Source organism: Azospirillum sp. TSH100 (assembly GCF_004923295.1).
GTDB lineage: Bacteria > Pseudomonadota > Alphaproteobacteria > Azospirillales > Azospirillaceae > Azospirillum.
On record NZ_CP039639.1, the window covers coordinates 459879 to 483932 of the forward strand.

Sequence of the window (24054 nt, forward strand, 5' to 3'; positions counted from 1 at the left end):
CCCGCGGCCGGCGGTCTGTCCGCTTTGGAATCGGCGGCCGGCTCCGGCATCAGAACTCCTCTAGGATCTTCGGGCTGGTCAGCAGCAGCTGTTCGATCATGCCGAGGATCTGCTCGATCTTGCTGCGGGTGGCATCCAGCTCGTCGGCCATCCTGTCGTCGATGCCGGCTTCCATCAGCATTGTGTCGAAGGTGTGCAGCGTCTCGTTGAAGGCCTTCTGCTCGGCCACCAGCACGTCGAAGGCCCCGAGCGAGGCGGTCAGCGCCAGCGGCGGATCGCTGACGAAGGAATGGCTGATGTCGGTGAAGATGGCGATGGCGCTCAGCTTCTGCCGGAGCACCCATTGCGGAAAATTGGACGGCAGCTCCTTGCCGGCGACATCCAGCCTTTCCTGGATCGAGAAGATCAGGCCCTGGATGTCGAGATAGGCCGCCCGGATCTCGCGGAATCGCGGAAAGGTCTTCGGCTTGCCGGCGGCGCGCAGGCGGGCCAGAGCGGCGATGTCCTCGGTCAGCTTGCGGGCCATCCGAAGCACGACGTCCGTCACCTTCGACATCACACGCCTCCGCTCAACGGACCGCTCCCACGCGCCAGGAACACGGCATCCGCCGCGTCATGATGATCGGCACGCCAACAACGGCGCCCTCGGTCCAGCCTACACCAGATCCTGCCCCGATCGTTAGTGTTACCAGCGGGTCCGGGCCTCCGGATCGGCCCGGATGCCGGATCAGAACCCCACGGCGGAGACCGGTGTCGCACCGCCCGACAGTCCGGCCTTGTCGAGTTCGTCGAGCAGGGCGATGACCTCCCGGGAAGACCGTTCGACCTCCGCCACCTCGGCGAGCGCACGGCCCATGTCACCGTCGGCGAAGGCGCGGGCGGCGGCCTTGCCGTGATCGTGGACGCTGCGATGCGGCGTCTCCAGCCGGACGAAGGCCGAATGGGCGCGGTAGGCCATCGACGACGGTCCGTAATACCATTTGCCCAGCCGGCAGGCCTCGTGGCTCGCCAACTCGTCCGGACGCAGGGTCTCCAGCCCGACCAGCATGTCGGCCAGCCGCTTCTTCCAGATGACGTGGTCGACCTTGGCGATCTTGATGATCTTGCCCGGCACGTCCTGCTCCATCAGCAGCGACAGCTGGCTGCCCAGCATGCTTTCGACACTGCGCGTCGCCTGGACGCTGCGCAGGATCGCCGCACTGTTGGCGGCGCTGCTTTCGGCAATCCGCGCGGTGCCGGACGCGACCTCGTTGGCGGCGGCGGACTGCTGGGTCAGGATGCCGGCGATGTCGGCCATGCGCTGCCGGTTGAGGCCGATCTGGCCGCCGATGTCGGCCATGCTTTCGCTGACGGCGCGGATCGCGCGCTGTCCGGCATCGACGGCGCGCGTCCCGTCCTCCATCGACGTGACGATGGCGCTCATCTCCGCCTTCAGCGCGTCGATGCGCAGGCGGATGTCCTCCGTGGCGCGGGCGGTCTGGTTGGAGAGGTTCTTGACCTCGCTGGCCACGACCGCGAAGCCCTTGCCGGCCTCGCCCGCCCGTGCCGCCTCGATGGTGGCGTTCAGCGCCAGCAGATTGGTCTGCTTGGCGATGGCTTCGATGGTGGAGACGATCTCCGCGATGCGTTCGGAGGCGGTGGCCAGCTCGCCGACGCGTCTGGCGGCTCCATCCACCGCCCCGGCGATCTCCTGCATGCGCCTGACCGCATCGTCGACGGTGCGGCCGCCCTCCGCCGTCACCGCCTGGACGTCGGCGGCCTGATCGGCGATGCCGCGGGTGCGCTGGCCGATCTCCTGGATGCCGGTGACCGTCTCCTCGGTCGCCGCGGCGATGCCCTGGGCCTCCTGGTCCACCGCCCGCAGCTGACCGACCATCTGGGCGGTCGCGACCGCGGAATCGTTGATGGCGATGGCGGCATCGACGGTCCGGTCCATCAGCTGTCCGGCGAGCTGCCCGAACTCCGCGCCCTGGAACGCGGCGCCGGCCGGCGGGCCGAAACCGGCAAGCGTGCGGCCGAGGTCGCAGGCCACCGCATGCGCCACGGCGGCGGCGGAACGGCGCGCCGTCGCCCGACGCCAGAACAGGGCGTCATGAACCAAGGCCAGCAGATCGCCGAGCATGAGGCCGTAGGCGGCGGTGCAGCCGGCCGGCGTCAGACCGCTGCGGCCGAAGCCATCGCCCAGGGCGCGGCAGCGTTCGGCATGCTGCGGACCTCCGGCATCCTGGAACATCCGGCGCCAGTGGTCGGCCAGATCCCGTTGCAGATCCCGTTGCAGGCGGGCGAGGTCGGGCTGCGGCTCGACGTCCAGGGCCGCATGGGCGAGAAAACGGCCGGCCAGCGCAGGCAGGCGGTCTTCCGCAAACCGGCCGACGCCGGCCAGCAATCCCAGCTCTTCCCGCCCCAGTCCGAAAGCATCCGCATCCATCCGCCGGCCAGCGCCACCAATCATTCTTTCATCCATCATGCCATTCGTGGCGCAAGATCATTCCCGCACCACCCGTCAAGATTGAAAGAACTGTACGGCAAATTGCCGCCTCTGACAACCTGGGGCCGATACTGACAAAATAAATGCGGGATTTGGAACAATCCACACACAACCAATACTCTGTCGCGGATACTTTCTGTTTGCTGCGCCGGAGGGCCTTCTCCCTATGCCAATGCTTCCCTTGAGCCGATCAGGGCGCACAAAGTGCCCTGATCGCGTCGGCCAGAAGGTCGCCCAAGGACAGGGCATTGGACGGATGCGGCACGCCGTCGCAGGACAGCGGCGCGCCCAACCCTTCCGCCAGGAAACGTTCGGCGACGATGTCGCTGAACAGGGCATGGACGCCGTAGACCTGCACCCGGCTGGCCCCCAGCGTCCGCGCCGCGCGGGCGCAGGAGAAGATCGTCTCGCCGGAGCTGATGACGTCGTCGACGATCACCACCGGCCGGCCGTGGATCGGCGCATCGGGCGGCAGCGCCACCGTCACGTCGCGGTCGCCGCGCCGCTCCTTGCGGCCGACGATGCCGGTCAGGCCGAGCGGACCGGCCACCGCCTCGACCAGCGGGGCGGATTCCTCGTCCGGACCGACGATGACGGTGCCGGACGCCACGCCGTTCGCCCGCAGATGGTCGGCGATCGGCGCCGCCCCGCTCAGCGCGATGGAGGGTCGGCCGACGAACACCTCGTCCAGCGTGTGGGTGCGGTGCAGATGCGGCTCGACACAGACGAAGGAATCGAAGCAGCGGCCGAGCCAGTCGCCGACCACCGTCTGGCTGACCGGCTCGCCCGGCCTGAAGATGGCGTCCTGGCGCATGTAGGCCATGTAGGGCGCGACGAGGCAGAGGTCGGTCGCCCCCTGGCGCCGCAGGACCGAGGCGGCGAGCGTCAGTTCGACCAGCTTGTCGTTCGGCCGGTCGAGCGAGCGGTAGACGATGGCGCGCTCCACCGGCTCCGGCAGGCGGACCAGGCTTTCGCCGTCGGGGAAGCGGTGCAGCTCGGCGATGTGGCAGGGAATGTCCAGCACCTGGGCCAGACGGCGCGCGGCGTCCGCCGATTCGGGAAAGCCGTAGACGGCCGTGTAGTTGCCCGTATTGCGGGCCATGCCCCATCTCCCTCTACCACCTTGAACAGCGGCAAGCTTGGCGCAGGCGGCACGGCCGGGTCAATCATGGCAAAGGGCGGCATGGCAAAAGGCAGACCGCGGTTAAAGCTCCGGCCGCTTGTCCTCCTCCCCCTCGTCCGCTTCCGAAACCCGGGGGTCGACAGGAATGCTTTCGGCCCGGCGGGCCAGCCATTGGAAGGCGCCCAGCCCGACCACCAGCAGCGTGACCACGCCCAGCAGCATCACCGGATAGATGATGGCGGAGATCTCGCTGGTGCGCGCCTCGAACACCAGGACCAGCCCCTCCAGGCTGGCGGCGATGATGATGGTGGTCAGGAACTTGGTCAGGGTGCGGCGGGCCTCGTCGGCGCGGCGCAGCTCGCGTTCGCGGACGATCTCCTCCTCGTAGAGGTATTTGGCGATCTCGAACACGGCGATGGCCAGCACGATCATCCCCACCCCGTCCAGCATGGTGGAGGTCAGGACGGCGCTGTCCAGCGCCACCACCCCTTCCACCACCGTCAGGGCGGACAGGCCGATGAACAGCAGGGCGAACAGGCTGAGCGTCACCGCCGCCAGAAGATACATCCCGCGCGTCGCCGCTTCGAACATCGCCTTTCCCTCCGCATCGCAAGCTGATCCTTGACGGTGACAACGCGCCAGACCGCCAGTCCGCCCGAGCGGTCGCGGCGGATCGGTCGACGCTGCCGGGGAACCTCTTTAGAGTGGCGCCGACCTGCCGCCCCCTGCCCGGTTCTCCCTTCCATGACGCTGCCGCCCGAACCCGTCCCCGCCTCCAGCTCCGCCCCCGATAACGCCCATGCCGCCGTGGTGGCGAGCGCCGCCTATTGCGACGGCCGCCGCGTCGCCGACCTGCCGATCGCCGAGGCCGGCGCCTGGGCCGCCAAGGCCGGGCATTTCGTCTGGATCGGCCTGTGGGAGCCGGACGAGGCGCTGCTGATGGAGGTCAAGCGCCAGTTCGGCCTGCATGAGCTGGCGGTGGAGGACGCCCTGCACGCCCACCAGCGGCCGAAGCTCGACGTCTACGGCGACAGCCTGTTCATGGTGCTGCGCACCGCCCGGCTGGAAAACGGCGAGCTGGTGTTGGGCGAGACCCATGTCTTCGCCGGGCGCGGCTATGTCGTCACCGTGCGGCACGGCGCATCCACCAGCTATTCGCCGGTGCGGGCACGGGCGGAAAGCGCGCCGCATCTGCTGAAGCATGGCGAGGACTTCATCGTCTACACCATCATGGACTATGTGGTGGACTGCTACTTCCCGGTGCTCGACCAGATGGCCGCCACGGTGGACGAGCTGGACGCCCTGCTGATCGCCCGCCCACCCAGCACGGCGGAGATCGAACGCATCCACCAGCTTCGCCGCGATCTGGAGCGGCTGCGCCGCAACGCCTCGCCCCTGCTGGAGGTCTGCTCGCGGCTGGAGCGTTTCGACCTGCCGATGATCGACCCGGCGATCCGCCCTTATTACCGCGACGTGCAGGACCATGTGATCCGCGTCAACGAACAGATCGGCTCGCTGCGCGAGGTGCTGTCCTTCGCCTTTGAAACCAGTATGATCCTGGCCTCCGCGCGGCAGAACGACGTGACGCGCAAGCTGGCCGCCTGGGCCGCCATCCTCGCCGTGCCGACGGCCGTCGCCGGCCTGTACGGCATGAACTTCGAGCATATGCCGGAGCTTCATTGGCGATACGGCTACCCGGCGGTGCTGACGCTGATCGCCGTGGTCTGCGCCGCGCTGTATGTCCGCTTCCGGCGGATGGGATGGCTGTGATGGCGCAGCGGCCGGACGCCGGGGCCTTGACGTTTATGGCTGGAGTTTGGTGACCGACATGACCGACGCGACGAAGACGCTGCACGCGTTGCTGGACGCCTATCTGCGCTGCCCGGTGGAGACGGCGCGCACGGAGCTGGAGCAGGGGCTGCGCAGCTATCAGACCGACTGGATCCGCGCCCGCGCCGGGACCGACGCCCCGCCGTTGCCGGCCGCCGCCGCCGCGACGCCCGCGGCGAAACCGGTGGTGGCGAAGCCGCGCTTCCCCATCGCGTCGGCCGACCTCGACGTTCTGAAGCGGCTGGCCGACGGCTGGCCCGGCACCACCGCCGACGTGGCGCGCTGGGCCTGGTTCGAGAACCGCGAACTGGTGACGCTGGATCCGAACCCGGCCGGCGAGGGGCCGGAGGTGCTGCGCCTCACCCCGCTCGGCTGGGCCGCCATCGGCCGGATGCCCGCGGACTGATCGTACCCGGCGGGGGGACGCGCCCCCTCAATTCACCTGCGGCAGGGTGAAGATCTGGCCGGGATAGATCATGTCCGGGTCGCGGATCTGCTCGCGGTTGGCGGTGTAGATGGTGGTGTAGAGCATGCCGTCGCCATAGGTGCGGCGGGCCAGCCGCCACAGGCTGTTGCCGGGCTGGACGACGACGTTGCGCCCGTCGGTGGCGGATGCCGGCATGGCGGAGACCTGGACCGGCAGTTCGGCCCGCGCCGTCACCTTGCCCGACAGCGTGACCTGATCGGCGCGCAGGGTGTAGAGGCCGGGGTCGATCAGCTTTTCCGGGGTCAGGCGCCAGTTGCCCTTGGGGTCGCTGTGGGCGCTGCCGACGAGGATGTTGTCGAGATAGAGCTGCACCGCGCTGTTGGGCGCCGCCCGTCCGCCGAGCGCCACCCGGCCGGCGGGATCATAGTCCATCGTCTCCACCGACACGCCCCCCGGCGGCGCGGGCGCCCCGTTGTCGGGCACCGGCGGCGCCTGGAGAATCGAACTGCCGCCCATGGCCGGCGCCGCGCCGGCCAGCCCGTCGCGCGGCACCGCCACGGCGACCGGAGCGGTCAATGCCGGCGCAGCCGGTGCCGAAACGGGCGGCGCCGAAGCGGGTACGGCGGGCGACTCGGGTGCGGGCTTCACCGCCGGTTCGGGCACCATCACCACGACCACCTTGTCGGCGGGCAGCGGCGCATCGGCACCGGGGCGGGTTTCGGTCAGGTTCAGTTCGCGGGTGCCGGGCGCCAGCGGCCTGTCGGGCAGCATCACCCATTCGCCGCGCTGGTCGGCCTTGGCCGAGGCGACCGTGCTGCCGCCGTCGGTGACCGTCACCTCGGCCCCCGGCGCGGCGCGGCCGGCCATCACCGTCGCCCCGTCCGGCGCCACCCGCACCACGTCGAAGCTGGGAGCGGCCGGCTTGGCCGGTTCCTTCGCCGGTTCCGGCTTGGCGGCGGGCTGCGCCGGTGCGGCGGCAGACTGGGAAGCCGCAGACTGGGAAGCCGCAGATTGGGAAGCGGCAGACTGGGGCGCAATCGGGGCCGCGGCCGGAACAGCAGCAGGAGCGGAGGCCAGGGTCACCGGCCCACTCGCCGGCTTATCGGCCGGTTTGCCGGCAGGCCACAGGGCGATCGCCGCCGCTCCGCCCATCAGAGCCACGCCCAAAGCTGCGAACAACGCGTTTCGTTTCACCTGAGCACCCATCCGGCGGCCCGCCACACTGGCGGGATGACTGACTATAGCAGAAGGACAGGTCGCAAAAGAATGGCGCCGTTGGCGCGAAACCATCCGCCAAACGGGCTCGATTGCCCCAACGGATCAGAATTCCGCACCAAATCGGCGCCTGTTGCCGGCAGACCTCATACGCGGTCAGAAAAATTCTGACCGCTGCGTTCATACGCCACGCAGGCTTCGCACCCATCGGCGCGCGCCCGCGGTCGCGGCCGATACCGGGTCCGGAAAGTCAGGACTTTCCGGACCCGGTATCACTCCTTGGCCGGAACCGTCCTCAGATAGGCGATGATGGCGGCGCGGTCGTCGGCGGTCAGCTTCGACGTGGTGTTGCGCACCACCTCGCCCATGGCTCCGCCGGCGACATCGCCGTCCGGGGTCAGGCCGGCCTCCAGGAACAGCGCAAGATCGCCGTCCGACCAGCCGCCGATCCCCTTGCCCTTGGTCTTGGAGCCGGTGATGCCCGGCACCTTGTCGTTGTCGGGGCCCTGCGGATTGCCGGCGAGATAGCGATCGGAATCGAGCCCGCCGAGCTGGGTGCGCGGGCTGTGGCATTCGGCGCAATGGCCCAGCGCATCGACCAGATAACGCCCGCGGTTCCAGGCTGGCGGTTTGGCGGGGTCATCGGGCACCGGACCGGGGGTCAGGTACATCCACTGCCAGACCGGCACCATGAAGCGCCAGGAGAAGGGCGGCGACAGGTCGTGCGGCCTGTTGGCGGTCGGAGCCGCCGGCAGGCTGAGCAGATATGCCTTCAGATCCAGCAGGTCGCGGTCGGTCATCCGCGTGTAGCTGGCATAGGGAAAGGCCGGGAACAGCGCGGCACCGTCCGGCCGCACGCCCTCGCGGACGGCGCGGATGAAGTCGGCATCGCTCCAGCGGCCGATGCCGTTCACCGGATCCGCGGTGATGTTGGGGGTGTAGAAGGTGCCGAAGGGAGTCACCAGCGCCCGGCCGCCGGCCAGCGGCTTGCCGCCGCCCTTCTCGTCGGTGTGGCAGCCGAGGCAGCCGGCGGCGTTGAAGATGTAGGCGCCCCGGCCGACCGCATCGTTCGCCGCGCCGTTCGGAGGAGCCTCGCCGGCGGCACGCGCGCTGCCGCCCGCGAAGGCGAGCGGCAGCAGCAGGGCGGCGGCGGTCAGGACGCGCCGCACCGGTCAGTTCTTCTTGACGCGGAAGTCCTCGTGGCAGCTCCCGCAGGTCTTGGAGGTGGCGCCGAGCGCCTGGGCGATCTGCGCGCGGTCGCCGGTCTTGATGGCGGCGTCGAGCTTCTCGGCCGCCGGCTGGACGGCGCTCCAGTATTTCTGCGTCTCGGCCCAGTTCTTCCACAGCTCCGGCTTGGCGGCGCTGTCGCCCACGCCGACGGCGGTGCCCTCGGGGAAGACCTTCTTCGGGTCCATCTTGGACACCGCCAGCACGGCTTCCGCGCCCTTGGCCGCGTCCTCGGCGGTGCCGCCCTCGTTCTTCACGAACTTGGCGACGGCGCCCATGCCGCCGCCCAGCTTCTTCATGGTCTGTTGCCGCTCCTTGACCTGCTCGGCCGGATCGGCGGCGCCGGCGGCGCCCGCCGACATGCCGAACAGCGTGAACATCAGACCGGCGACGGATGCCGCCGCAAGAACATTGACGACCCGGTTGCTCATGTGGTCCCTCCCGATGATGCCGTGGCTTAACGGTGCTTGTGCCGCTGTTGACGCGCCGGCCCCACCCGATATTCCATGGCATTCGCCAGATTTTTACAAGGCCCCGCCTCCCTTGGATGGCGGTGGTGAGAAAGGGGTGACCCGCGATGAAGAGCCTGTCGTCCGTCTGCGTCTATTGCGGCGCCTCCGCCCGTGTCGCCGATGTCCACAAGGACGCCGCCCACGCGCTGGGCGACGGGCTGGCGCGGCGCGGCATCCGCATGGTCTATGGCGGCGGCCGGGTCGGGCTGATGGGGATCGCCGCCGACGCCGCCATCGCCGCCGGCGGCGAGGTGGTCGGCATCATCCCGGAACACATCCAGTCGGCCGAGGTCGAGCACACCGGCCTGACCGAGCTGCATGTCGTCGACAGCATGCACACCCGCAAGCGCATGATGGTGGAGCGGTCGGACGCCTTCGTCATCCTGCCGGGCGGGCTGGGCACGCTGGACGAGGCCTTCGAGATCCTGACCTGGAAGCAGCTGCAACTGCACGACAAGCCGATCGTCATCGCCGACGTCGACGGCTACTGGCGCCCGCTGCTCGGGCTGATCGACCACATGGTGGCCCAGGGCTTCGCCCGCATCGACCGCTCCGCCCTCTACCGCGTCGCCGACCACATCGACGGCGTGTTCCAGGCGCTGGAGGCGTTGCCGGACGCCGCCCAGCCGGTCCAGCCCCGCAAGCTCTGAGGCATCTTCAAAGCCCTTCCCACGGTTATCCCCAGACTTCCCAGCTTGTGGATAACTTCTGTGCACAGCTTTTGTGGAGAGCCTTCCGCCCTTCACCAAGCGTTCGCGTTCTGTTTCTGATACTGTGTCCGTCATGAGCAACCAGACCTCATCGCTGTTCGATCCCCGCCCCTCCGCCGCGGTCAAGCCGACGGCCGAGTACCGCACGCCCCCCAACAACGAGGAGGCGGAGCAGGCGCTGCTGGGCGCGATCCTGGTCAACAACAAGGCCTATGAGAAGGTCGGCGAGTTCCTGCGGCCGGAGCATTTCTACGACCCGGCCCACCAGCGCATCTTCGCCGCCATCACCAAGATGATCGACCGCGGCCAGATCGCGAATCCGGTCACCCTGAAGTCGCTGTTCGACAACGATCCCGAACTGGCGGTGGAGGGCGGCAGCGCCTATCTGGCCGAACTGGCGGCCAACGTGGTGACGGTGGTCAATGCCGGCGATTACGGCAAGACCATCCACGACCTGTTCATCCGCCGGCAGCTGATCGAGGTCGGCACCGACATGGTGAACGAGGCGTACCGCCACGACCTCGACATCACCGCGCTGGACCAGATCGGCGAGGCGGAGAAGCAGCTGTTCGACCTCGCCTCCACCGGCGACGTGCAGGGCGGCTTCGTGGCCTTCGGCGAGTCGGTCAAGCACGCCATCGCCACGGCGGAGGTGGCCTTCCGCCGCTCCAGCCACGTCACCGGCGTCACCACCGGCCTGATCGACATCGACCGCAAGCTGGGCGGCCTGCACCCGTCGGACCTCATCATCCTCGCCGGCCGCCCCTCGATGGGCAAGACGGCGCTGGCCACCAACATCGCCTTCAACGCCGCCAAGGCGCACATGCGCTCCAGCGGGCAGGAAGGCGGCGTGGTCGGTTTCTTCTCGCTGGAAATGTCGGCGGAACAGCTGGCAACCCGTATCCTCGCCGACGAGGTGCAGGTGCCCGGCGACAAGATCCGCCGCGGCGAGATCCGCGACACCGACTTCCCCAAATTCGTCCAGGCCAGCCAGGATCTGGCGCGCTGCCCCTTCTATGTCGACGACACGCCGGCCCTGTCGGTCGCCGCCGTGCGCACCCGCTGCCGCCGGCTGAAGCGGACCTCGGGACTCAGCATGGTGGTGGTCGACTATCTCCAGCTGCTGCGCGGTTCGTCCTCGCGCGGGTCGGAGAACCGGGTGCAGGAAATCTCGGAGATCACCCGCGGCCTGAAGGCCATCGCCAAGGAGCTGGACGTGCCGGTGGTGGCGCTGTCGCAGCTGAGCCGCGCCGTGGAACTGCGCGAGGACAAGCGTCCGCAGCTGGCCGATCTTCGCGAATCGGGCTCGATCGAGCAGGACGCCGACGTCGTGATGTTCGTTTTCCGTGAACAGTATTATCTTGAGCGCGCCGAGCCCTCGCGCCGGCCCGACGAGAGCGACGACAAGTTCAACGACCGCTATCAGCGCTGGCAGCAGCGCCTGGGCGAGGTGCACAACACCGCCGAGGTGATCATCGCCAAGCAGCGTCACGGTCCGATCGGCACCGTCCGTCTCTACTTCGACGGCCAGTTCACCAAGTTCGGCGATCTCGACCAGCACCACCAGACCGACGAGTGACCAGAGTGACGAGCGACCAGACCCCGCGCGCCGGCGCCATCCTTACCGTGGATCTCGGCGCCGTCGTCGCCAATTGGACTCAGCTGCGCGACCGCGTGGCTCCGGCGGACTGTTCCGCCGTGGTCAAGGCCGACGCCTATGGGCTGGGGGTGGCGCGGGTGGTGCCGGCCCTGGCCGCCGCCGGCTGCCGGACCTTCGTCGTCGCCCAGTTGGAGGAGGCTCTCGCCGTCCGCCGCGCGCTGGAGCCGGTGGCGCCCGAGGCGCAGGTGTTCTCGCTGGGCGGCCTGCCGCCCGGGTATGAGGGGGAGTTCATCGCCGAGCGCATCCTGCCGGTGCTGAACCATCTGGGCGAGATCGCGGCGTGGCGGGCCTTCGCGGCGGCGCGCGGCGAGGTGCTGCCGGCGGTGATCCACATCGACACCGGCATGAACCGGCTGGGCCTCGGCCCCGACGAGCTGGACGAGCTGGCCGGCCATCCGGAGTGGCTGGAGGGGATCGACGTCCGCTATTGGATGACGCACCTCGCCTGCGCCGACGAGTTCGACAACCCGATGACCGGGGAGCAGCGGGAGCGCTTCCGCGCGGCACTTGCCCGGCTGCCGAAGGCGAAGGCGAGCTTCACCAACTCGTCCGGCATCTTCCACGGCAAGGACCATCATTTCGACCTCGCCCGGCCGGGCTGCGCGCTCTATGGCGTCAACCCGACGCCGCATCTGCCCAACCCGATGCAGGGCACGGTGCGGCTGGACGCGCGGCTGCTTCAGGTGCGCAACTGCGCGGCGCCGATGACCGTCGGCTATGGCGCCGCCCACAAGGTGACGGGACCGGCGCGGATCGCCACCATCGGCGTCGGCTATGCCGACGGCTATCTGCGTTCGCTGAGCGGCAAGGGGCATGTCTTCGTGGATGGCGTCGCCGCGCCGATCGTCGGGCGGATCTCCATGGACCTCATCACCATCGACATCACCGGCCTGCCGGAGTCGGTGGCGCATGCCGGCCGCATGGTCGAGCTGATCGGCCCCAACCGCCCGGTCGACACGGTGGCGGATGAGGCCGGGACCATCGGCTACGAAGTGCTGACCTCGCTCGGCCGGCGCTATCACCGGGATTATGTGGGCGGAGAGGAGTAGAGGCAGGGAGACTAGCCATCACGGCGCCGTGAGCGGCTGACTCCATATGCTGACGCGCATCGTCGGCGGAAGCAAAAACAAAAGCGCCCCTTGAGCATGTCAAAAGGGGCGCTTTATATGTCGAAAAGCGGAAGGAATACCGCCACGAGTCTCTAGACTCCAAAAATGATCTTCTCGAAGCTCGGGAGCAGTTTCTCAGCGTGTTCCTTGCGAAATCCCTTGTACTGCGTAAGATAGTCAAGCATGGACATCTTGCCAGCACGGATTTGATCGCGCAGGCTCCGCTCATGTTCTTCGCGGCTGATGGTGATATGCTCCATCAGATCACTCTTGGCGTCGCTAAAGCGTATGTTGATGCCCATTTCTATCTCCTACGAACAAGAGCCACCCTGCGAGGGTGAAAACCAGTCCGACGCATCTCAACACAAAAATCAGGTTGGTTGACACGCGTTGCAAGGTGACTGTACCAGCGTTCCAGCTTTGAGTCATTAGGAACGCCAACGATCATCGGAGGACCGTTATCCTCCATGTAGCGCAAAACACCACCCACCAGGAAACGTTCCAGTTCAAGGAATTCCTTCATGGACAGCCTCTTATCGCGAGACAGCCGCCGGTAGGCGGCGCCCTCCTCAAGCTCGTTCTCCGAGTTGTCGAACTTGAATAACAGACCAGCGCCATCGCTGGGCCGAGGCAGCCCCAACTCATCATAGAAGTACTCCAGCCCGTACTCCTCCAGTTCGACCGCCTCGACCCTCATGGTGTAAATAAGCTTTCCGATCGGAAAGGATGTACCCCATACGGCGCGCACGCCATTCGCCGTCGCCGCCAGCGAAGGAAGAGGGCCTGGGTCAATCGGTGCGACAGGTGTGTGTTTAAGGCTCATGAGGCCGAAAAACATATGAATTCTCCGAAGAAATGCAACAAATTCGCGAATGCCTCCGCGCCCTGCACGCCGCTCCCGAAACCGCGAATGGGACTCCGCCGGAACGCGACACCCAACTCGCTCCTCCATTGCAAAGTCCAAGGATGACCGCGGCGCTCATCGGTGCTATGACCGCAGCGCCCAAATGAGTCTCAAACCAAGGATGCGGGCCGACTGATGGGTTTCCTCGCCGCCACCGGCCGGGCCTTCCTGATCTTCCTGGAAGCGACCGGACGCCTTGCCCTGTTCACCGGGTCCGCCCTGTCGCACTGCGTGCGGCCGCCGCTCTATCCGCGCCAGATCCTGCGGCAGATGATCGACATCGGCTATTACTCGCTGCCGGTGGTCGGGCTGACCGCGCTGTTCACCGGCATGGTGCTGGCGTTGCAGAGCTACAGCGGCTTCTCCCGCTTCCAGGCCGAGGGCGCCATCGCCACCGTCGTCGTGCTGTCGATCACCCGCGAGCTGGGTCCGGTGCTGGCCGGCCTGATGGTCGCCGGCCGCATCGGCGCCGCCATGGCGGCGGAGATCGGCACCATGCGGGTGACCGAGCAGATCGACGCGCTGTCCACCCTGTCGACCAACCCGCACAAGTATCTGGTGGCGCCGCGGCTGATCGCCGGTCTGACCATGGTGCCGCTGCTGGTGGTGGTGGCCGACATCATCGGCGTGTTCGGCGGCTTCCTGGTCGGCGTCTACCGGCTGGACTTCAACGCCGCCAGCTACATCAACCGCACCTGGGAATTCCTCCAGCCGGTCGACGTGATTTCCGGTCTGGTGAAGGCGGCGATCTTCGGGTTCCTGATCGCGCTGATGGGCTGCTACCACGGCTACCACTCCAAGGGCGGCGCCCAGGGCGTGGGTGCTGCGACCACCAACGCGGTGGTGTCGGCCTCCATCATGATCCTGGTGTGGAACTACCTCATCACCGGCCTCTTCTTCTCGACCAAGTGAGCGCCATCAAATGACCGTTCCCAAGATCGCGCTCAAGAACGTCTACAAGCATTTCGGCCCGAAGAAGGTGCTGAACGGCATCGATCTTGAGGTGGCGAAGGGCGAGTCGCTGGTCGTCATCGGCGGGTCGGGCACCGGCAAGTCGGTGATGCTGAAGAGCATCCTCGGCCTGCTGACCCCGGATTCCGGCTCGATCCAGGTCGACGGCGTCGAGACCACCCGGCTGCGCTCGCGCGAGCGCGAGAAGATGCTGCACAAGTTCGGCATGCTGTTCCAGGGTGCTGCCCTGTTCGACAGCCTGACGGTCTGGGAGAATGTCGCCTTCGGCCTGATCCAGGGCGAGCATATGCCGCGTGCCCAGGCCAAGGAGATCGCCATCGCCAAGCTGGGCGCCGTCGGCCTCACCCCCGACGTGGCGGAACTGTCGCCGGCGGAGCTGTCGGGCGGCATGCAGAAGCGCGTCGGCCTTGCCCGCGCCATCGCCGACGAACCGGAGATCATCTTCTTCGACGAGCCGACGACCGGCCTCGACCCGATCATGGCCGACGTGATCAACGAGCTGATCGTGCAGTGCGTGAAGGATCTCGGCGCCACCGCGGTCACCATCACCCACGACATGGCCTCGGCCCGCAAGATCGCCGACCGCATCGCCATGATCTACCAGGGCCGGATCATCTGGACCGGCCACGCCCGCGACATCGACAATTCGGGCAACGCCTATGTCGACCAGTTCGTCCATGGCCGGGCGGACGGGCCGATCAAGATGCAGATCAAGGCGCTGTAGACGGAACAATCGCGGGGACTGGCCGGTTTCCGAACCGGGCTCATCAGCAGCCCGTTCGCCGGAGGTCGATCGCTCGTGAGTGTACAACCCGCGACGTCCCAGGATTTCGACATCGACGAGGTCTTCCGCCGCCTGCGGGTTGCGGTCGCCCCCTACCCGAAAGCGGCGATGTTCGAGCTGCGCGACCGCGGCTATGCCACCCCGTTCCAGCAGCTGGTCGCCAGCCTGATTTCCGCCCGCACGCGGGACGAGACGAGCCTGATGGTTGCCGAACGGCTGTTCGCCGTCGCCCCCACCCCCGCCGCGATGGCCGCGCTGCCGGAGGAACGGCTGGTCGAGCTGCTGCACGGCGCCACCTTCCCGGAGCCGAAGGCGCGCGACATCCGCGACCTCTCCCGCCGCATCGTCGAGGAGCAGGAGGGCGAGGTGCCCGACACGCCGGACGGTCTGATGCGCTTCCACGGGGTGGGGCCGAAGATCGCGGCGCTGACGCTGGCGGTCGGCTTCGGCATCCCGGCGCTGGCGGTCGACATCCATGTCCACCGCATCACCAACCGCTGGGGCTATGTGCGGGCGCGCACCCCGGAAAAGACGATGGCGGCGCTGCTGGCGGTGCTGCCCAAACGCTATTGGGTGGAGATCAACGAGCGGCTGGTGCCCTTCGGCAAATGGATCTGCACCGGCGAACGGCCGCGCTGCTCCAGCTGCCCGCTGCTGCCGATGTGCGCGCGGGTTGGGGTCACCACGTCGCGCTGACGGGTGCGATTGATGCAGATCCTGGCGGGTCATCGGACGCCTGGCTAGAAGAGCGGCCGGAATTCCGCTTTTCGAGGCTCCTGCGATGATCGTCTACGCCCTGCACTGCGCCTGCGGCCATGATTTCGACCAGTGGTTCGACAACATGGCAGACTATGACGCCAAGAAGGCCGCCGGCATCCCCTGCCCGTCCTGCGGCGGCACCGAGGTCGCCAAGGCCATCATGGCGCCGCGCGTGGCAAAGTCCCAACCGGCACCCGCGCCGGCCTGTGCCCCCGCCTGCGCGCCCATGGGCTGTGGCGGCGGCGGCTGTCCGATGATGATGTGAGGAAGGCGGCGCTCAGCGCCGCCGCGCCTCCGCCGTAAGACGCGGGCCGGTGGTCAGTTCCTCCCGGCGGCGGGGAGAACCGAAGCTCGGCTCGACACGATTTTCACGCGGACGGTCGTCGCCGGCCGGCGGCCGGCTGAGCGGATCGACGCCGCGGCCGCTGCGCCACCAGGCGAAACCGATGCCGCCCAGCGTCGCGGCGATCAGCCCGGCAACGCCGGCCCGTGCCGCGTTGGACTGCCAGATCGACGGAGCGGCGCCGATCGCCGCCGGTTCCTCGACCGGCGCCGGCTTGCCGTCGGGCGTCGTCGCGGCCACCGCGCCGCGCGGTGCGGCCTGCGGCGCCGGCCCTTCGGAAGTGTTGGTGGACGAGCGTGACGCGCCCGGGGCCGCGGTGGCTGGGGCGGCAGCCGGGGCCGATGGGCGGGCCGATGGCACCGCAGCCGGGGCGGCGGCGGGCGCGCTGTGGCTGGCCGAAGAGGACGCTGAGGAGGAGGAGGAAGACGAGGAGGACGACACCGGGGCGCCGCCGAACTGGGCCATGCCGCCGACGCTCTCGTTGCCGGATTCGACCCGGCCGGTCGGGGCGGCGCGCGGCGCCACCTCCTTCTCATGGCGGGTCTGGCCGATCTGGCTCTTGGACAGGCTGCCCATGGTCGGTGCGGCCTTGCTCTCGCGCTCGCCCATCATCTTGTTGATGGTGGCCTGATCCAGGTTGCCGGTGGCGGGCAGACCGACCGACTTCTGGTAGGCGCTGAGGGCGGACCGGGTTTCCGGCGTCATCTGGCCCTTGGCCCGGCCGCCGATGTTGTAGCCCTTGTCCTTCAGGATGGTCTGCGCCCACTGGATGTCGGCGACCGATGCCTCCGCCCATGCCGGACGGGGCGCCGCCACCGTCAGGGCCGCCACCACCACCGCGACAGCCGCCGCACCGGCCGACTTCGCGGCGCCATCATGCGCCCGCCGCGCAAACCCAGACATTGCCTCTCCCTTTCGTCCGTGACGCCAGACCGACTTCAGAGCCACGACACTCCCCCGAATCGGGGACCAGGGTCCCCCGCGACTCGCGGGAAACCAGGATCGTGTTACCAGATTGCGTCGCATTTCCGGCGGCGATTTTTGGGCGTCTGCCTTGTCAGCGACGCAGCGTTGCCGAAAAGGCGCGTTACCGGAAATGGTGCGCGAAAATGGAACGGAAAGGGCCGGTCGTGGTAGCGTCAAATCGGAGGCGAAAAAGGAGCATGAAGACAGCCATGACCGGGACCGACACCGCAAGCCCGCGACTCCTGCCCGCCTTGCCGGGGCTGGCCGGCCTGTTCGCGGCCCTGTCCGCCATGGCCCTGCTGTCCGGATGCGGCAGCCCGCCCGCCTACCGCGAGTGGACCGCCAGCCCGGACGTGCCGACCGTCGCCTATGACGAATGCACCGAGCAGGTGGACAACACCATGCGCCTGCGCGGCTATCCCCTACGCCCGCTGCCGGAAACGCCGCAGTTCGGCTATCGCAAGGAAATCTTCGCGCAGTGCATGCGCCGCAAGGGCTATACGACGGAGTGACGCTCCGGCTCCGTCGCCGTCCGTCCCCTCACCGCCCGCCCCTCACCGCCCGCCCCTCACCGCCCGCCCCTCACCGCCCGCCCCTCACCGCCCACCGACGAAGTGCAGGTAGGCCAGCGCCCCCGCAAGCGTGCCGATCAGGATCACCGCCAGATAGACGCGCAGCGGCAGGGCGACGGCTTCGTCCGCCTTGCGCTTGACATCGGTCTTGCGCCGAGCCGCCGCGGCCGGCTTCGGCGCCGGACGGGCACGTCCGTCCCTGGCCGGTCCTTTGGAAAGCCCTTTGGTCGGGTCGTAAAGCTCGATCAGCGTCCAGTTGAACTCCATGCCCTCATAACCGGAGTCGGCGTTGTAATCGAGCTGGATCAGCCGGAAATAGGCCCGCGGGTTGATGCCGACCATCTGGTCGAACCGCGCCTTGGCATGGGACAGCTCCTCCCCAACCTCCAACGTCTTCCAGCCCGTGCCACGCGCCTTCTGGATGGCGAACCGGGTCGGCTGCGGCGGGCGGGGGGTGGGCATGGCCTGGGTCCGTCGCCTTCGCTCAGGCCAGCGGAACGGCGTTGTTGCGGATGACCGAGGCATACCAGTCGTAGCTGGCCTTCGGCTTGCGGGCCATCGTCTTGCGGTCGACCTGGACGAGGCCGAAATGGCGGCGGTAGCCTTCCGACCATTCGAAATTGTCCAGCAGCGTCCAGGCCATGTAGCCCTTGAGGTTGCAGCCCTCGTCGATCGACTTGGCGGCGGCCAGCAGATGGTCGCGCAGATAGGCGATGCGGTCACGGTCCTCGACCCGGCCGCTGGGGCCGACGCTGTCGGGATAATCGGCGCCGTTCTCCGTCACATAGACCGGCGGATTGCCGTATTTCTCCTGCAATTCGGCCAGGATCTCGCTGAGGCCGTCGGGCTCCACCGGCCATTCCATGCCGGTCTTGCGCGTGCCCTCGGGTGCGGAGCCGTAGCCGGTGCCGAACAGCCCCTGGGCATCCGGCTGCTGATGCATGCGGCTGTAATAGTTCACGCCGAGGAAATCGACCGGCTGCCTGATGCGGGCCAGATCGTCGGGCTTGGCGATGCGGGTGAACTCCGCCTCCAACAGGTCCGGGAAGCGGCCCTTGAACAGCGGATCCAGGCAGGAGCGGTTCCACAGCGCGTCCCACATCAGCGAGGCGGGATAGTTCGAGTCGAGCCCGCCGACCGGCCAGGAGGGCTGAAGCGACAGCACGGTGCCGAGCCGCCAGTTCTTGCCGCCGACATTGCGCAGCGCCGCCATCGCCGTGCCCTGGGCGAGGTTCTGATGGTGAATGGCCTTCAGGCAGTTCTGGCGGCCGACCAGACCCGGCGCATGGCCGCCGGTGCCGTGGCCGAAGATGGCGACCACCGACGGCTCGTTCAGCATCACCCAGTTGCGGGCGCGGTCGCCGAGCCGGGCGGTCACCGCCAGCGCATAATCGGTGAACCAGCCGGCGATGTCGCGGTTGGTCCAGCCGCCGCGGTCCTGCAACGCCTGCGGCAGGTCCCAATGGAACAGGCAGGGCCAGGGCTGGATGCCCTTCGCCAGCAGCGTGTCGGTCAGCCGGTCATAGAAGTCCAGCCCCTTGACGTTCACCGCCCCGGTGCCCTGCGGCATCACCCGCGGCCAGGCGATGGAGAAGCGGTAGGCCTTCATCCCGGCCTTCGCCATCAGATCCACATCCTCGGCATAGCGGTGGTAATGGTCGCAGGCGACGTCGCCGGTGTCGCCGTTGGCGATGCGCCCGAAGGAGTGGCTGTAGGTGTCCCAGACGCTGGGGCCGCGCCCATCCTCGGCGACGGCGCCCTCGATCTGGTAGCTGGAGGTGGACACGCCCCACAGGAAGTCGGCGGGGAACGACACCGACGGCACCCCCGCTCCGCTGGTGGCGCCGGGAGCGGCCTGAACGGCATGACGGCCGAGCGCCGCCAGGGCTCCGGTGCCGGCCGCGGTCACCGCGGTCGCCTTCAGGGCCGTCGTCAGGAAAGTCCGCCGCTGCATCGCCTGCTTCTCCAAATGTCACCGGTCCCGCCGGTTTCCGCCGGTCCCGCCGCGCACTCTATGCGGTCCAACGGCGTTGGCAACCGGGTGATTACCCCGACTCCCGATTCCGTCGCCATAGGCGCGGGCCGGATGCTGGGATATAGTAAGGCCATGCAGACTCTCTTCCCCATCCTGATGGTCATGGCGATGCTGGCGGTGGTCGGCTCGCTGTTCGTCGGCCTCTTCTTCATGGCCCGTGGCGGGCGGGGCGACCCGCGCCGTTCCAACAAGGCGATGCGGCTGCGCGTCATGCTGCAGGGTGCGGCGCTGCTGCTGTTCGTCCTCGCCATCCTGACCCAAGGCTGACGGTTCCCCCCATGGTAAAGCTGACCAAGATCTACACGCGCGGCGGCGACGCCGGCGAAACCTCGCTCGGCGACGGCAGCCGGGTGCCCAAGCATGACCGCCGCGTCGCCGCCTACGGCACGGTGGACGAGGCGAACGCCGTCATCGGCATGGCACGCCTCCATCTGGCCGGCCTGACCGAGGCCGACGCCATGCTCGGCCGCATCCAGAACGACCTGTTCGATCTGGGCGCCGACCTCTGCACGCCGGAGGAGGAGAACCCGAAATACCCGCCGCTGCGCATCGTGCAGGCCCAGGTCGACCGGCTGGAGACGGAGATCGACGCGATGAACGCCGATCTGGCGCCGCTGACCTCCTTCATCCTGCCCGGCGGCTCCCCGGCCGCCGCGCATCTGCATCTGGCCCGCACCGTGGTGCGCCGGGCGGAGCGGCTGATGACCGATCTGGCGCGGCACGAGCCGGTCACCCCTGCGGCGCTGAAATACGTCAACCGGCTGTCGGACCATCTGTTCGTGCTGAGCCGGGTGGTCAACCGCAACGGGGCGGACGACGTGCTGTGGGTGCCCGGCGCAAACCGTTGAGCCCTGGCCCCTATGGCAGGCCGCCGGACGAAGCCGGTGCGCGTGCATGCGCGCATTGGGCGCGTCATTGACAGTGGTAATGCCAGATCCTATGGTCCGTTCGCAACCACAGCAATTTTCGCGGTGTTCGCCGTAACAGGCGCGCGCTCAGCAGCCAGGGTGAGTTATGAAAGTCCTCGTCCCCGTTAAGCGAGTGGTCGACTACAACGTGAAGATCCGCGTCAAGGCGGATGGCAGCGGCGTCGAGACCGCCAACGTGAAGATGAGCATGAACCCCTTCGACGAGATCGCCGTCGAAGAGGCGGTGCGCCTGAAGGAAGCCGGCAAGGCGACCGAGATCGTGGTCGTGTCCGTCGGGCCGACCCAGGCCCAGGAGACCCTACGCACCGCTCTCGCCATGGGTGCCGACCGCGCCATCCTGGTGCAGACCGACGTGCAGACCGAGCCGCTGGCCGTCGCCAAGGTGCTGAAGGCCCTGGTCGAGAAGGAGGCCCCCGGCCTCGTCATCCTCGGCAAGCAGGCGATCGACGACGACTGCAACCAGACCGGCCAGATGCTCGCCGCGCTGCTGGGCTGGGGCCAGGGCACCTTCGCCTCGAAGATCGCCGCCGGCGACGGCACGGTCGCCGTCACCCGCGAGATCGACGGCGGCCTGGAGACCGTTGAGCTGAAGCTGCCGGCGGTGGTCACCGCCGACCTGCGCCTGAACGAGCCGCGCTATGCCTCGCTGCCGAACATCATGAAGGCGAAGAAGAAGCCGCTGGAGACGGTGGCCCCCGACAGCCTCGGCGTCGACGTCGCCCCGCGCCTGAAGACGCTGAAGGTGGCCGAGCCGCCGAAGCGCCAGGCCGGCATCAAGGTGCCGGACGTCGCCACCCTGGTCGACAAGCTGAAGACCGAAGCGCGCGTGATCTGAGGGGGATGAACTGACCATGGCCAACATTCTCGTCATCGCGGAACACGACGGCGCCTCGCTGAAGCCCGCCACGCTGAACGCCGTCACCGCCGCCTCCAAGATTGGCGGCGACATCCATGTCCTGGTCGCCGGCAAGGGCGCGCAGGCTGCCGCCGATGCCGCCGCCAAGGTGGCCGGTGTCGCCAAGGTGCTACTGGCCGACGATGCCGCCTACGAGCACCAGCTGCCGGAAGACGTCGCCCCGCTGGTGGTGTCGATTGCAAAAGGCGGCTACGGCCATGTCCTGGCCGGCGCCACCTCGGTCGGCAAGAACCTCCTGCCGCGCGTCGCCGCCCTGCTGGACGTCGCCGCCATCTCCGACATCACCGCCGTGGTCTCCGCCGACACGTTCGAGCGGCCGATCTATGCCGGCAACGCCATCGCCACCGTGCAATCGGCCGACCCGGTGAAGGTCGTCACCGTCCGCACCACCGCCTTCGAGACCGCAGCCGCCGAAGGCGGTTCGGCCGCCGTCGAGGCGGTATCGGGTACCGGTGCCGCCGGCCTGTCGAGCTTCGTCTCGGCCGAGCTGACCAAGTCGGAGCGTCCGGAGCTGACCGCCGCCCGCGTGGTGGTGTCGGGCGGGCGCGGCATGCAGTCGGGCGAGAATTTCCCGCTGCTGGAGGCGCTGGCCGACAAGCTGGGCGCCGCGGTGGGTGCGTCGCGCGCCGCCGTGGACGCGGGTTTCGTGCCGAACGACTATCAGGTCGGGCAAACCGGCAAGATCGTGGCGCCGGAGCTGTACATCGCCGTCGGCATCTCGGGTGCGATCCAGCATCTGGCCGGCATGAAGGACAGCAAGGTCATCGTCGCGATCAACAAGGATGAGGAAGCGCCCATCTTCCAGGTCGCCGATTACGGCCTCGTCGCGGACCTGTTCAAGGCCGTGCCGGAGCTGACGGAAAAGCTTGGATAAGGCGCGCTGATCCGGACCGCCACGGCGGTCGCCGGATGGAACCGGTGACCGTCGTGGCGGACCAAAAACTACCCACATCCTTCGCGGGACAGCCTCCATGACCACGATCAAGAAGATTGGCATCATCGGCGCCGGCCAGATGGGCAGCGGTATTGCCCAGGTCTGCGCCCAGGCCGGCTATGATGTCGTCCTGTCCGACATCAGCGAGGCGGTCCTGGAAAAGGCGCTCGCCAACATCGGCCGCAATTTCGACCGGCAGATCCAGAAGGGCAAGCTGGAGGAGACGGCGAAGGCCGCCGCCCTCGCCCGCATCGCCACCGGCACCGACCTGTCGGTGTTCGGCGATTCCGATCTGGTGATCGAAGCCGCGACCGAGAACGAGGCGCTGAAGCGCGACCTGCTGAAGAAGCTGGTCCCGCACCTGAAGCCGGAAGCGCTGATCGCGACGAACACCTCGTCGATCTCGATCACCCGTCTGGCGGCGGCGACCGACCGTCCGGCCAAGTTCATGGGCATGCATTTCATGAACCCGGTGCCGGTGATGCAGCTGGTCGAGCTGATCCGCGGCATCGCGACCGACGAGCCGACCTTCGAGGCCATCAAGGAACTGACTCTCGCCATCGGCAAGACCGCCGCGGTGGCCGAGGATTTCCCCGCCTTCATCGTCAACCGCATCCTGCTGCCGATGATCAACGAAGCCGTCTACACGCTCTATGAGGGCGTCGGCGGCGTCGAGGCCATCGACACCGCGCTGAAGCTGGGCGCCAACCACCCGATGGGCCCGCTGGAACTGGCCGACTTCATCGGTCTGGACACCTGTCTGGCGGTGATGCAGGTGCTGTACGAGGGCCTGGCCGACAGCAAGTACCGCCCCTGCCCGCTGCTGGTGAAGTATGTCGAGGCCGGCTGGATCGGCAAGAAGTACGGCCGTGGCTTCTACGACTACTCGCAGACGCCGCCGGTGCCGACGCGCTGAGGACTGTGAAGTGCAGCTGGAAAGGCCCGCCCCGGTTCCCCGGGGCGGGCCTTTCCGCTGATGGTCACTGGAAATAGGCGCCGCCCTTGGCCAGCGCGCGCTGCCAGGCCGGACGGGCGTGCATGGCGTCGACGAAGGCGGCCAGCTTCGGCCAGCGGTCGCGGTTGCCCTTCATCATCGCAATCTCGATCGGGAAGCTGAGCATGATGTCGGCACCGGTCAGGCTGTCGCCGACGAAATGGCCGGACGGGCGAAGCTCCGACTCCAGATACTGGAAATGGCTGGCCAGCTGCTCCTGGATGCGGGGATGCAGCGGCGCCCCCGCTTCACCGAGCCGGCCGACATAGAGGTCGAGCAGCACCGGGGTCATCACCGACCCTTCGGCGAAATGCATCAGCTGGAGATGGCGCAGCGCATCGTCGGAGCCGGCCGCCGGCAGGAAGCGGCCGGCACGCTCGCACAGATGCTGGACGATGGCGCCGGACTCCATGACGATCCGTCCGTCGATCTCCAGCAGCGGGGATTTCCCCAGCGGATGCACCGCCTTCAGCTCCGGCGGCGCCAGATTGGTCACCTTGTCGCGCTGGTAGAAGCGGAGTTCATAGGGAAGCTCCAGCTCCTCCAGGAGCCAGAGGATCCGCTGCGACCGGCTGTTGTTGAGATGATGGACGATGATGGTCATGAACTACCTTCTCGGGATCGGTTGAATCGCGGAGAGTGGCG

Annotated in this window: 28 protein-coding genes; 15 read left to right on the forward strand and 13 right to left on the reverse strand. The window is 68.0% G+C overall.

Annotated elements, in window-relative coordinates; all coding sequences use genetic code 11:
• Window positions 1-49: 49 nt before the first annotated feature.
• From E6C72_RS29985 to E6C72_RS30000, 4 genes are all read right to left on the reverse strand, one after another.
• A complete protein-coding gene (locus E6C72_RS29985) occupies window positions 50-556 on the reverse strand; it encodes a hypothetical protein (protein WP_109865110.1) in 507 nt (168 codons plus the stop codon).
• A gap of 171 nt (window positions 557-727) precedes the next feature.
• Window positions 728-2452 carry a methyl-accepting chemotaxis protein gene (locus tag E6C72_RS29990; RefSeq protein ID WP_247876126.1) on the reverse strand — a complete coding sequence of 575 codons (1725 nt, stop codon included), beginning with the start codon at window positions 2450-2452 and terminating at the stop codon, window positions 728-730.
• A 226-nt stretch (window positions 2453-2678) separates the two neighbouring features.
• Window positions 2679-3590, reverse strand: coding sequence for a ribose-phosphate diphosphokinase (gene prs, locus E6C72_RS29995; RefSeq protein WP_109865109.1), 912 nt, complete (start codon window positions 3588-3590; stop codon window positions 2679-2681).
• A 102-nt stretch (window positions 3591-3692) separates the two neighbouring features.
• A complete protein-coding gene (locus tag E6C72_RS30000; protein WP_109865108.1) occupies window positions 3693-4202 on the reverse strand; it encodes a hypothetical protein in 510 nt (169 codons plus the stop codon).
• A gap of 153 nt (window positions 4203-4355) precedes the next feature.
• Between E6C72_RS30000 and corA the strand changes: the two genes are divergently transcribed.
• On the forward strand, window positions 4356-5381 hold the full coding sequence (gene corA / locus E6C72_RS30005; RefSeq protein ID WP_109865107.1) for a magnesium/cobalt transporter CorA: 1026 nt from the start codon (window positions 4356-4358) through the stop codon (window positions 5379-5381).
• A gap of 58 nt (window positions 5382-5439) precedes the next feature.
• Complete coding sequence (locus tag E6C72_RS30010; RefSeq protein ID WP_109865118.1) at window positions 5440-5847, forward strand: hypothetical protein; 408 nt, start codon at window positions 5440-5442, stop codon at window positions 5845-5847.
• Between the two features lie 27 nt (window positions 5848-5874).
• On the opposite strand, the gene E6C72_RS30015 is transcribed toward E6C72_RS30010, so the two are convergent.
• From E6C72_RS30015 to E6C72_RS30025, 3 genes are all read right to left on the reverse strand, one after another.
• On the reverse strand, window positions 5875-7062 hold the full coding sequence (locus E6C72_RS30015; RefSeq protein ID WP_247876125.1) for a LysM peptidoglycan-binding domain-containing protein: 1188 nt from the start codon (window positions 7060-7062) through the stop codon (window positions 5875-5877).
• A gap of 293 nt (window positions 7063-7355) precedes the next feature.
• Window positions 7356-8252, reverse strand: a complete 897-nt coding sequence (locus E6C72_RS30020; protein WP_109865105.1) for a cytochrome c — start codon at window positions 8250-8252, stop codon at window positions 7356-7358.
• Window positions 8253-8255: 3 nt separating this feature from the next.
• Window positions 8256-8741 (reverse strand): cytochrome c, encoded by a 486-nt coding sequence (locus tag E6C72_RS30025; protein WP_109865104.1) that lies wholly within the window; start codon window positions 8739-8741, stop codon window positions 8256-8258.
• 146 nt (window positions 8742-8887) lie between these two features.
• On the opposite strand from E6C72_RS30025, the gene E6C72_RS30030 reads away from it, so the two are divergent.
• From E6C72_RS30030 to alr, 3 genes are all read left to right on the forward strand, one after another.
• On the forward strand, window positions 8888-9472 hold the full coding sequence (locus tag E6C72_RS30030) for a TIGR00730 family Rossman fold protein (protein WP_109865103.1): 585 nt from the start codon (window positions 8888-8890) through the stop codon (window positions 9470-9472).
• 133 nt (window positions 9473-9605) lie between these two features.
• Window positions 9606-11111 carry a replicative DNA helicase gene (locus E6C72_RS30035; protein ID WP_063635916.1) on the forward strand — a complete coding sequence of 502 codons (1506 nt, stop codon included), beginning with the start codon at window positions 9606-9608 and terminating at the stop codon, window positions 11109-11111.
• A gap of 5 nt (window positions 11112-11116) precedes the next feature.
• Window positions 11117-12241, forward strand: a complete 1125-nt coding sequence (gene alr / locus E6C72_RS30040; protein ID WP_109865102.1) for an alanine racemase — start codon at window positions 11117-11119, stop codon at window positions 12239-12241.
• A 152-nt stretch (window positions 12242-12393) separates the two neighbouring features.
• On the opposite strand, the gene E6C72_RS30045 is transcribed toward alr, so the two are convergent.
• Both E6C72_RS30045 and E6C72_RS30050 read right to left on the reverse strand, forming a co-directional pair.
• Entirely contained in the window at window positions 12394-12603 is a 210-nt protein-coding gene (locus E6C72_RS30045; RefSeq protein ID WP_109865101.1) for a hypothetical protein, read from the reverse strand.
• A 2-nt stretch (window positions 12604-12605) separates the two neighbouring features.
• Window positions 12606-13139 carry a hypothetical protein gene (locus E6C72_RS30050; RefSeq protein ID WP_109865100.1) on the reverse strand — a complete coding sequence of 178 codons (534 nt, stop codon included), beginning with the start codon at window positions 13137-13139 and terminating at the stop codon, window positions 12606-12608.
• A 201-nt stretch (window positions 13140-13340) separates the two neighbouring features.
• Between E6C72_RS30050 and E6C72_RS30055 the strand changes: the two genes are divergently transcribed.
• From E6C72_RS30055 to E6C72_RS30070, 4 genes are all read left to right on the forward strand, one after another.
• Window positions 13341-14117: an ABC transporter permease gene (locus E6C72_RS30055; RefSeq protein WP_109865099.1), complete on the forward strand. Its 777-nt coding sequence runs from the start codon at window positions 13341-13343 to the stop codon at window positions 14115-14117.
• 10 nt (window positions 14118-14127) lie between these two features.
• Entirely contained in the window at window positions 14128-14901 is a 774-nt protein-coding gene (locus tag E6C72_RS30060; protein ID WP_109865098.1) for an ABC transporter ATP-binding protein, read from the forward strand.
• A 75-nt stretch (window positions 14902-14976) separates the two neighbouring features.
• On the forward strand, window positions 14977-15657 hold the full coding sequence (gene nth, locus E6C72_RS30065; protein ID WP_247876124.1) for an endonuclease III: 681 nt from the start codon (window positions 14977-14979) through the stop codon (window positions 15655-15657).
• Window positions 15658-15742: 85 nt separating this feature from the next.
• Complete coding sequence (locus E6C72_RS30070) at window positions 15743-15985, forward strand: DUF1178 family protein (protein WP_109865097.1); 243 nt, start codon at window positions 15743-15745, stop codon at window positions 15983-15985.
• A 12-nt stretch (window positions 15986-15997) separates the two neighbouring features.
• Here the strand turns inward: E6C72_RS30070 and E6C72_RS30075 are convergent, their stop codons facing one another.
• Window positions 15998-16966 carry a peptidoglycan-binding domain-containing protein gene (locus tag E6C72_RS30075; RefSeq protein WP_109865096.1) on the reverse strand — a complete coding sequence of 323 codons (969 nt, stop codon included), beginning with the start codon at window positions 16964-16966 and terminating at the stop codon, window positions 15998-16000.
• Window positions 16967-17238: 272 nt separating this feature from the next.
• Between E6C72_RS30075 and E6C72_RS30080 the strand changes: the two genes are divergently transcribed.
• Window positions 17239-17541, forward strand: coding sequence for a hypothetical protein (locus tag E6C72_RS30080; protein WP_109865116.1), 303 nt, complete (start codon window positions 17239-17241; stop codon window positions 17539-17541).
• Window positions 17542-17625: 84 nt separating this feature from the next.
• Here E6C72_RS30080 and E6C72_RS30085 read toward each other — a convergent pair whose 3' ends face one another.
• Complete coding sequence (locus tag E6C72_RS30085) at window positions 17626-18063, reverse strand: hypothetical protein (protein ID WP_109865439.1); 438 nt, start codon at window positions 18061-18063, stop codon at window positions 17626-17628.
• Between the two features lie 22 nt (window positions 18064-18085).
• Window positions 18086-19555 (reverse strand): GH1 family beta-glucosidase, encoded by a 1470-nt coding sequence (locus tag E6C72_RS30090; RefSeq protein ID WP_109865441.1) that lies wholly within the window; start codon window positions 19553-19555, stop codon window positions 18086-18088.
• A gap of 153 nt (window positions 19556-19708) precedes the next feature.
• Here E6C72_RS30090 and E6C72_RS30095 point away from each other — a divergent pair, with 153 nt between their 5' ends.
• From E6C72_RS30095 to E6C72_RS30115, 5 genes are all read left to right on the forward strand, one after another.
• Window positions 19709-19903 carry a twin transmembrane helix small protein gene (locus tag E6C72_RS30095; protein ID WP_098735145.1) on the forward strand — a complete coding sequence of 65 codons (195 nt, stop codon included), beginning with the start codon at window positions 19709-19711 and terminating at the stop codon, window positions 19901-19903.
• 11 nt (window positions 19904-19914) lie between these two features.
• Window positions 19915-20484 carry a cob(I)yrinic acid a,c-diamide adenosyltransferase gene (locus E6C72_RS30100; protein WP_109865440.1) on the forward strand — a complete coding sequence of 190 codons (570 nt, stop codon included), beginning with the start codon at window positions 19915-19917 and terminating at the stop codon, window positions 20482-20484.
• Window positions 20485-20650: 166 nt separating this feature from the next.
• Complete coding sequence (locus E6C72_RS30105) at window positions 20651-21400, forward strand: electron transfer flavoprotein subunit beta/FixA family protein (protein WP_136700874.1); 750 nt, start codon at window positions 20651-20653, stop codon at window positions 21398-21400.
• A gap of 16 nt (window positions 21401-21416) precedes the next feature.
• Window positions 21417-22355 carry an electron transfer flavoprotein subunit alpha/FixB family protein gene (locus tag E6C72_RS30110; protein ID WP_109444118.1) on the forward strand — a complete coding sequence of 313 codons (939 nt, stop codon included), beginning with the start codon at window positions 21417-21419 and terminating at the stop codon, window positions 22353-22355.
• Window positions 22356-22452: 97 nt separating this feature from the next.
• Window positions 22453-23331, forward strand: a complete 879-nt coding sequence (locus E6C72_RS30115) for a 3-hydroxybutyryl-CoA dehydrogenase (RefSeq protein ID WP_109444117.1) — start codon at window positions 22453-22455, stop codon at window positions 23329-23331.
• Window positions 23332-23395: 64 nt separating this feature from the next.
• On the opposite strand, the gene E6C72_RS30120 is transcribed toward E6C72_RS30115, so the two are convergent.
• A complete protein-coding gene (locus E6C72_RS30120; protein ID WP_109444116.1) occupies window positions 23396-24013 on the reverse strand; it encodes a glutathione S-transferase in 618 nt (205 codons plus the stop codon).
• Window positions 24014-24054 lie beyond the last annotated feature (41 nt).

Coding starts and splice junctions, on each gene's coding strand:
- E6C72_RS29985 (WP_109865110.1), bottom strand. CDS start 556: ATGTCGAAGGTGACGGACGTCGTGCTTCGGATGGCCCGCAAGCTGACC.
- E6C72_RS29990 (WP_247876126.1), bottom strand. CDS start 2,452: ATGATTGGTGGCGCTGGCCGGCGGATGGATGCGGATGCTTTCGGACTG.
- prs (WP_109865109.1), bottom strand. CDS start 3,590: ATGGCCCGCAATACGGGCAACTACACGGCCGTCTACGGCTTTCCCGAA.
- E6C72_RS30000 (WP_109865108.1), bottom strand. CDS start 4,202: ATGTTCGAAGCGGCGACGCGCGGGATGTATCTTCTGGCGGCGGTGACG.
- corA (WP_109865107.1), top strand. CDS start 4,356: ATGACGCTGCCGCCCGAACCCGTCCCCGCCTCCAGCTCCGCCCCCGAT.
- E6C72_RS30010 (WP_109865118.1), top strand. CDS start 5,440: ATGACCGACGCGACGAAGACGCTGCACGCGTTGCTGGACGCCTATCTG.
- E6C72_RS30025 (WP_109865104.1), bottom strand. CDS start 8,741: ATGAGCAACCGGGTCGTCAATGTTCTTGCGGCGGCATCCGTCGCCGGT.
- E6C72_RS30030 (WP_109865103.1), top strand. CDS start 8,888: ATGAAGAGCCTGTCGTCCGTCTGCGTCTATTGCGGCGCCTCCGCCCGT.
- E6C72_RS30035 (WP_063635916.1), top strand. CDS start 9,606: ATGAGCAACCAGACCTCATCGCTGTTCGATCCCCGCCCCTCCGCCGCG.
- E6C72_RS30045 (WP_109865101.1), bottom strand. CDS start 12,603: ATGGGCATCAACATACGCTTTAGCGACGCCAAGAGTGATCTGATGGAG.
- E6C72_RS30050 (WP_109865100.1), bottom strand. CDS start 13,139: ATGTTTTTCGGCCTCATGAGCCTTAAACACACACCTGTCGCACCGATT.
- E6C72_RS30055 (WP_109865099.1), top strand. CDS start 13,341: ATGGGTTTCCTCGCCGCCACCGGCCGGGCCTTCCTGATCTTCCTGGAA.
- E6C72_RS30060 (WP_109865098.1), top strand. CDS start 14,128: ATGACCGTTCCCAAGATCGCGCTCAAGAACGTCTACAAGCATTTCGGC.
- E6C72_RS30070 (WP_109865097.1), top strand. CDS start 15,743: ATGATCGTCTACGCCCTGCACTGCGCCTGCGGCCATGATTTCGACCAG.
- E6C72_RS30075 (WP_109865096.1), bottom strand. CDS start 16,966: ATGTCTGGGTTTGCGCGGCGGGCGCATGATGGCGCCGCGAAGTCGGCC.
- E6C72_RS30080 (WP_109865116.1), top strand. CDS start 17,239: ATGACCGGGACCGACACCGCAAGCCCGCGACTCCTGCCCGCCTTGCCG.
- E6C72_RS30085 (WP_109865439.1), bottom strand. CDS start 18,063: ATGCCCACCCCCCGCCCGCCGCAGCCGACCCGGTTCGCCATCCAGAAG.
- E6C72_RS30090 (WP_109865441.1), bottom strand. CDS start 19,555: ATGCAGCGGCGGACTTTCCTGACGACGGCCCTGAAGGCGACCGCGGTG.
- E6C72_RS30095 (WP_098735145.1), top strand. CDS start 19,709: ATGCAGACTCTCTTCCCCATCCTGATGGTCATGGCGATGCTGGCGGTG.
- E6C72_RS30100 (WP_109865440.1), top strand. CDS start 19,915: ATGGTAAAGCTGACCAAGATCTACACGCGCGGCGGCGACGCCGGCGAA.
- E6C72_RS30105 (WP_136700874.1), top strand. CDS start 20,651: ATGAAAGTCCTCGTCCCCGTTAAGCGAGTGGTCGACTACAACGTGAAG.
- E6C72_RS30110 (WP_109444118.1), top strand. CDS start 21,417: ATGGCCAACATTCTCGTCATCGCGGAACACGACGGCGCCTCGCTGAAG.
- E6C72_RS30115 (WP_109444117.1), top strand. CDS start 22,453: ATGACCACGATCAAGAAGATTGGCATCATCGGCGCCGGCCAGATGGGC.
- E6C72_RS30120 (WP_109444116.1), bottom strand. CDS start 24,013: ATGACCATCATCGTCCATCATCTCAACAACAGCCGGTCGCAGCGGATC.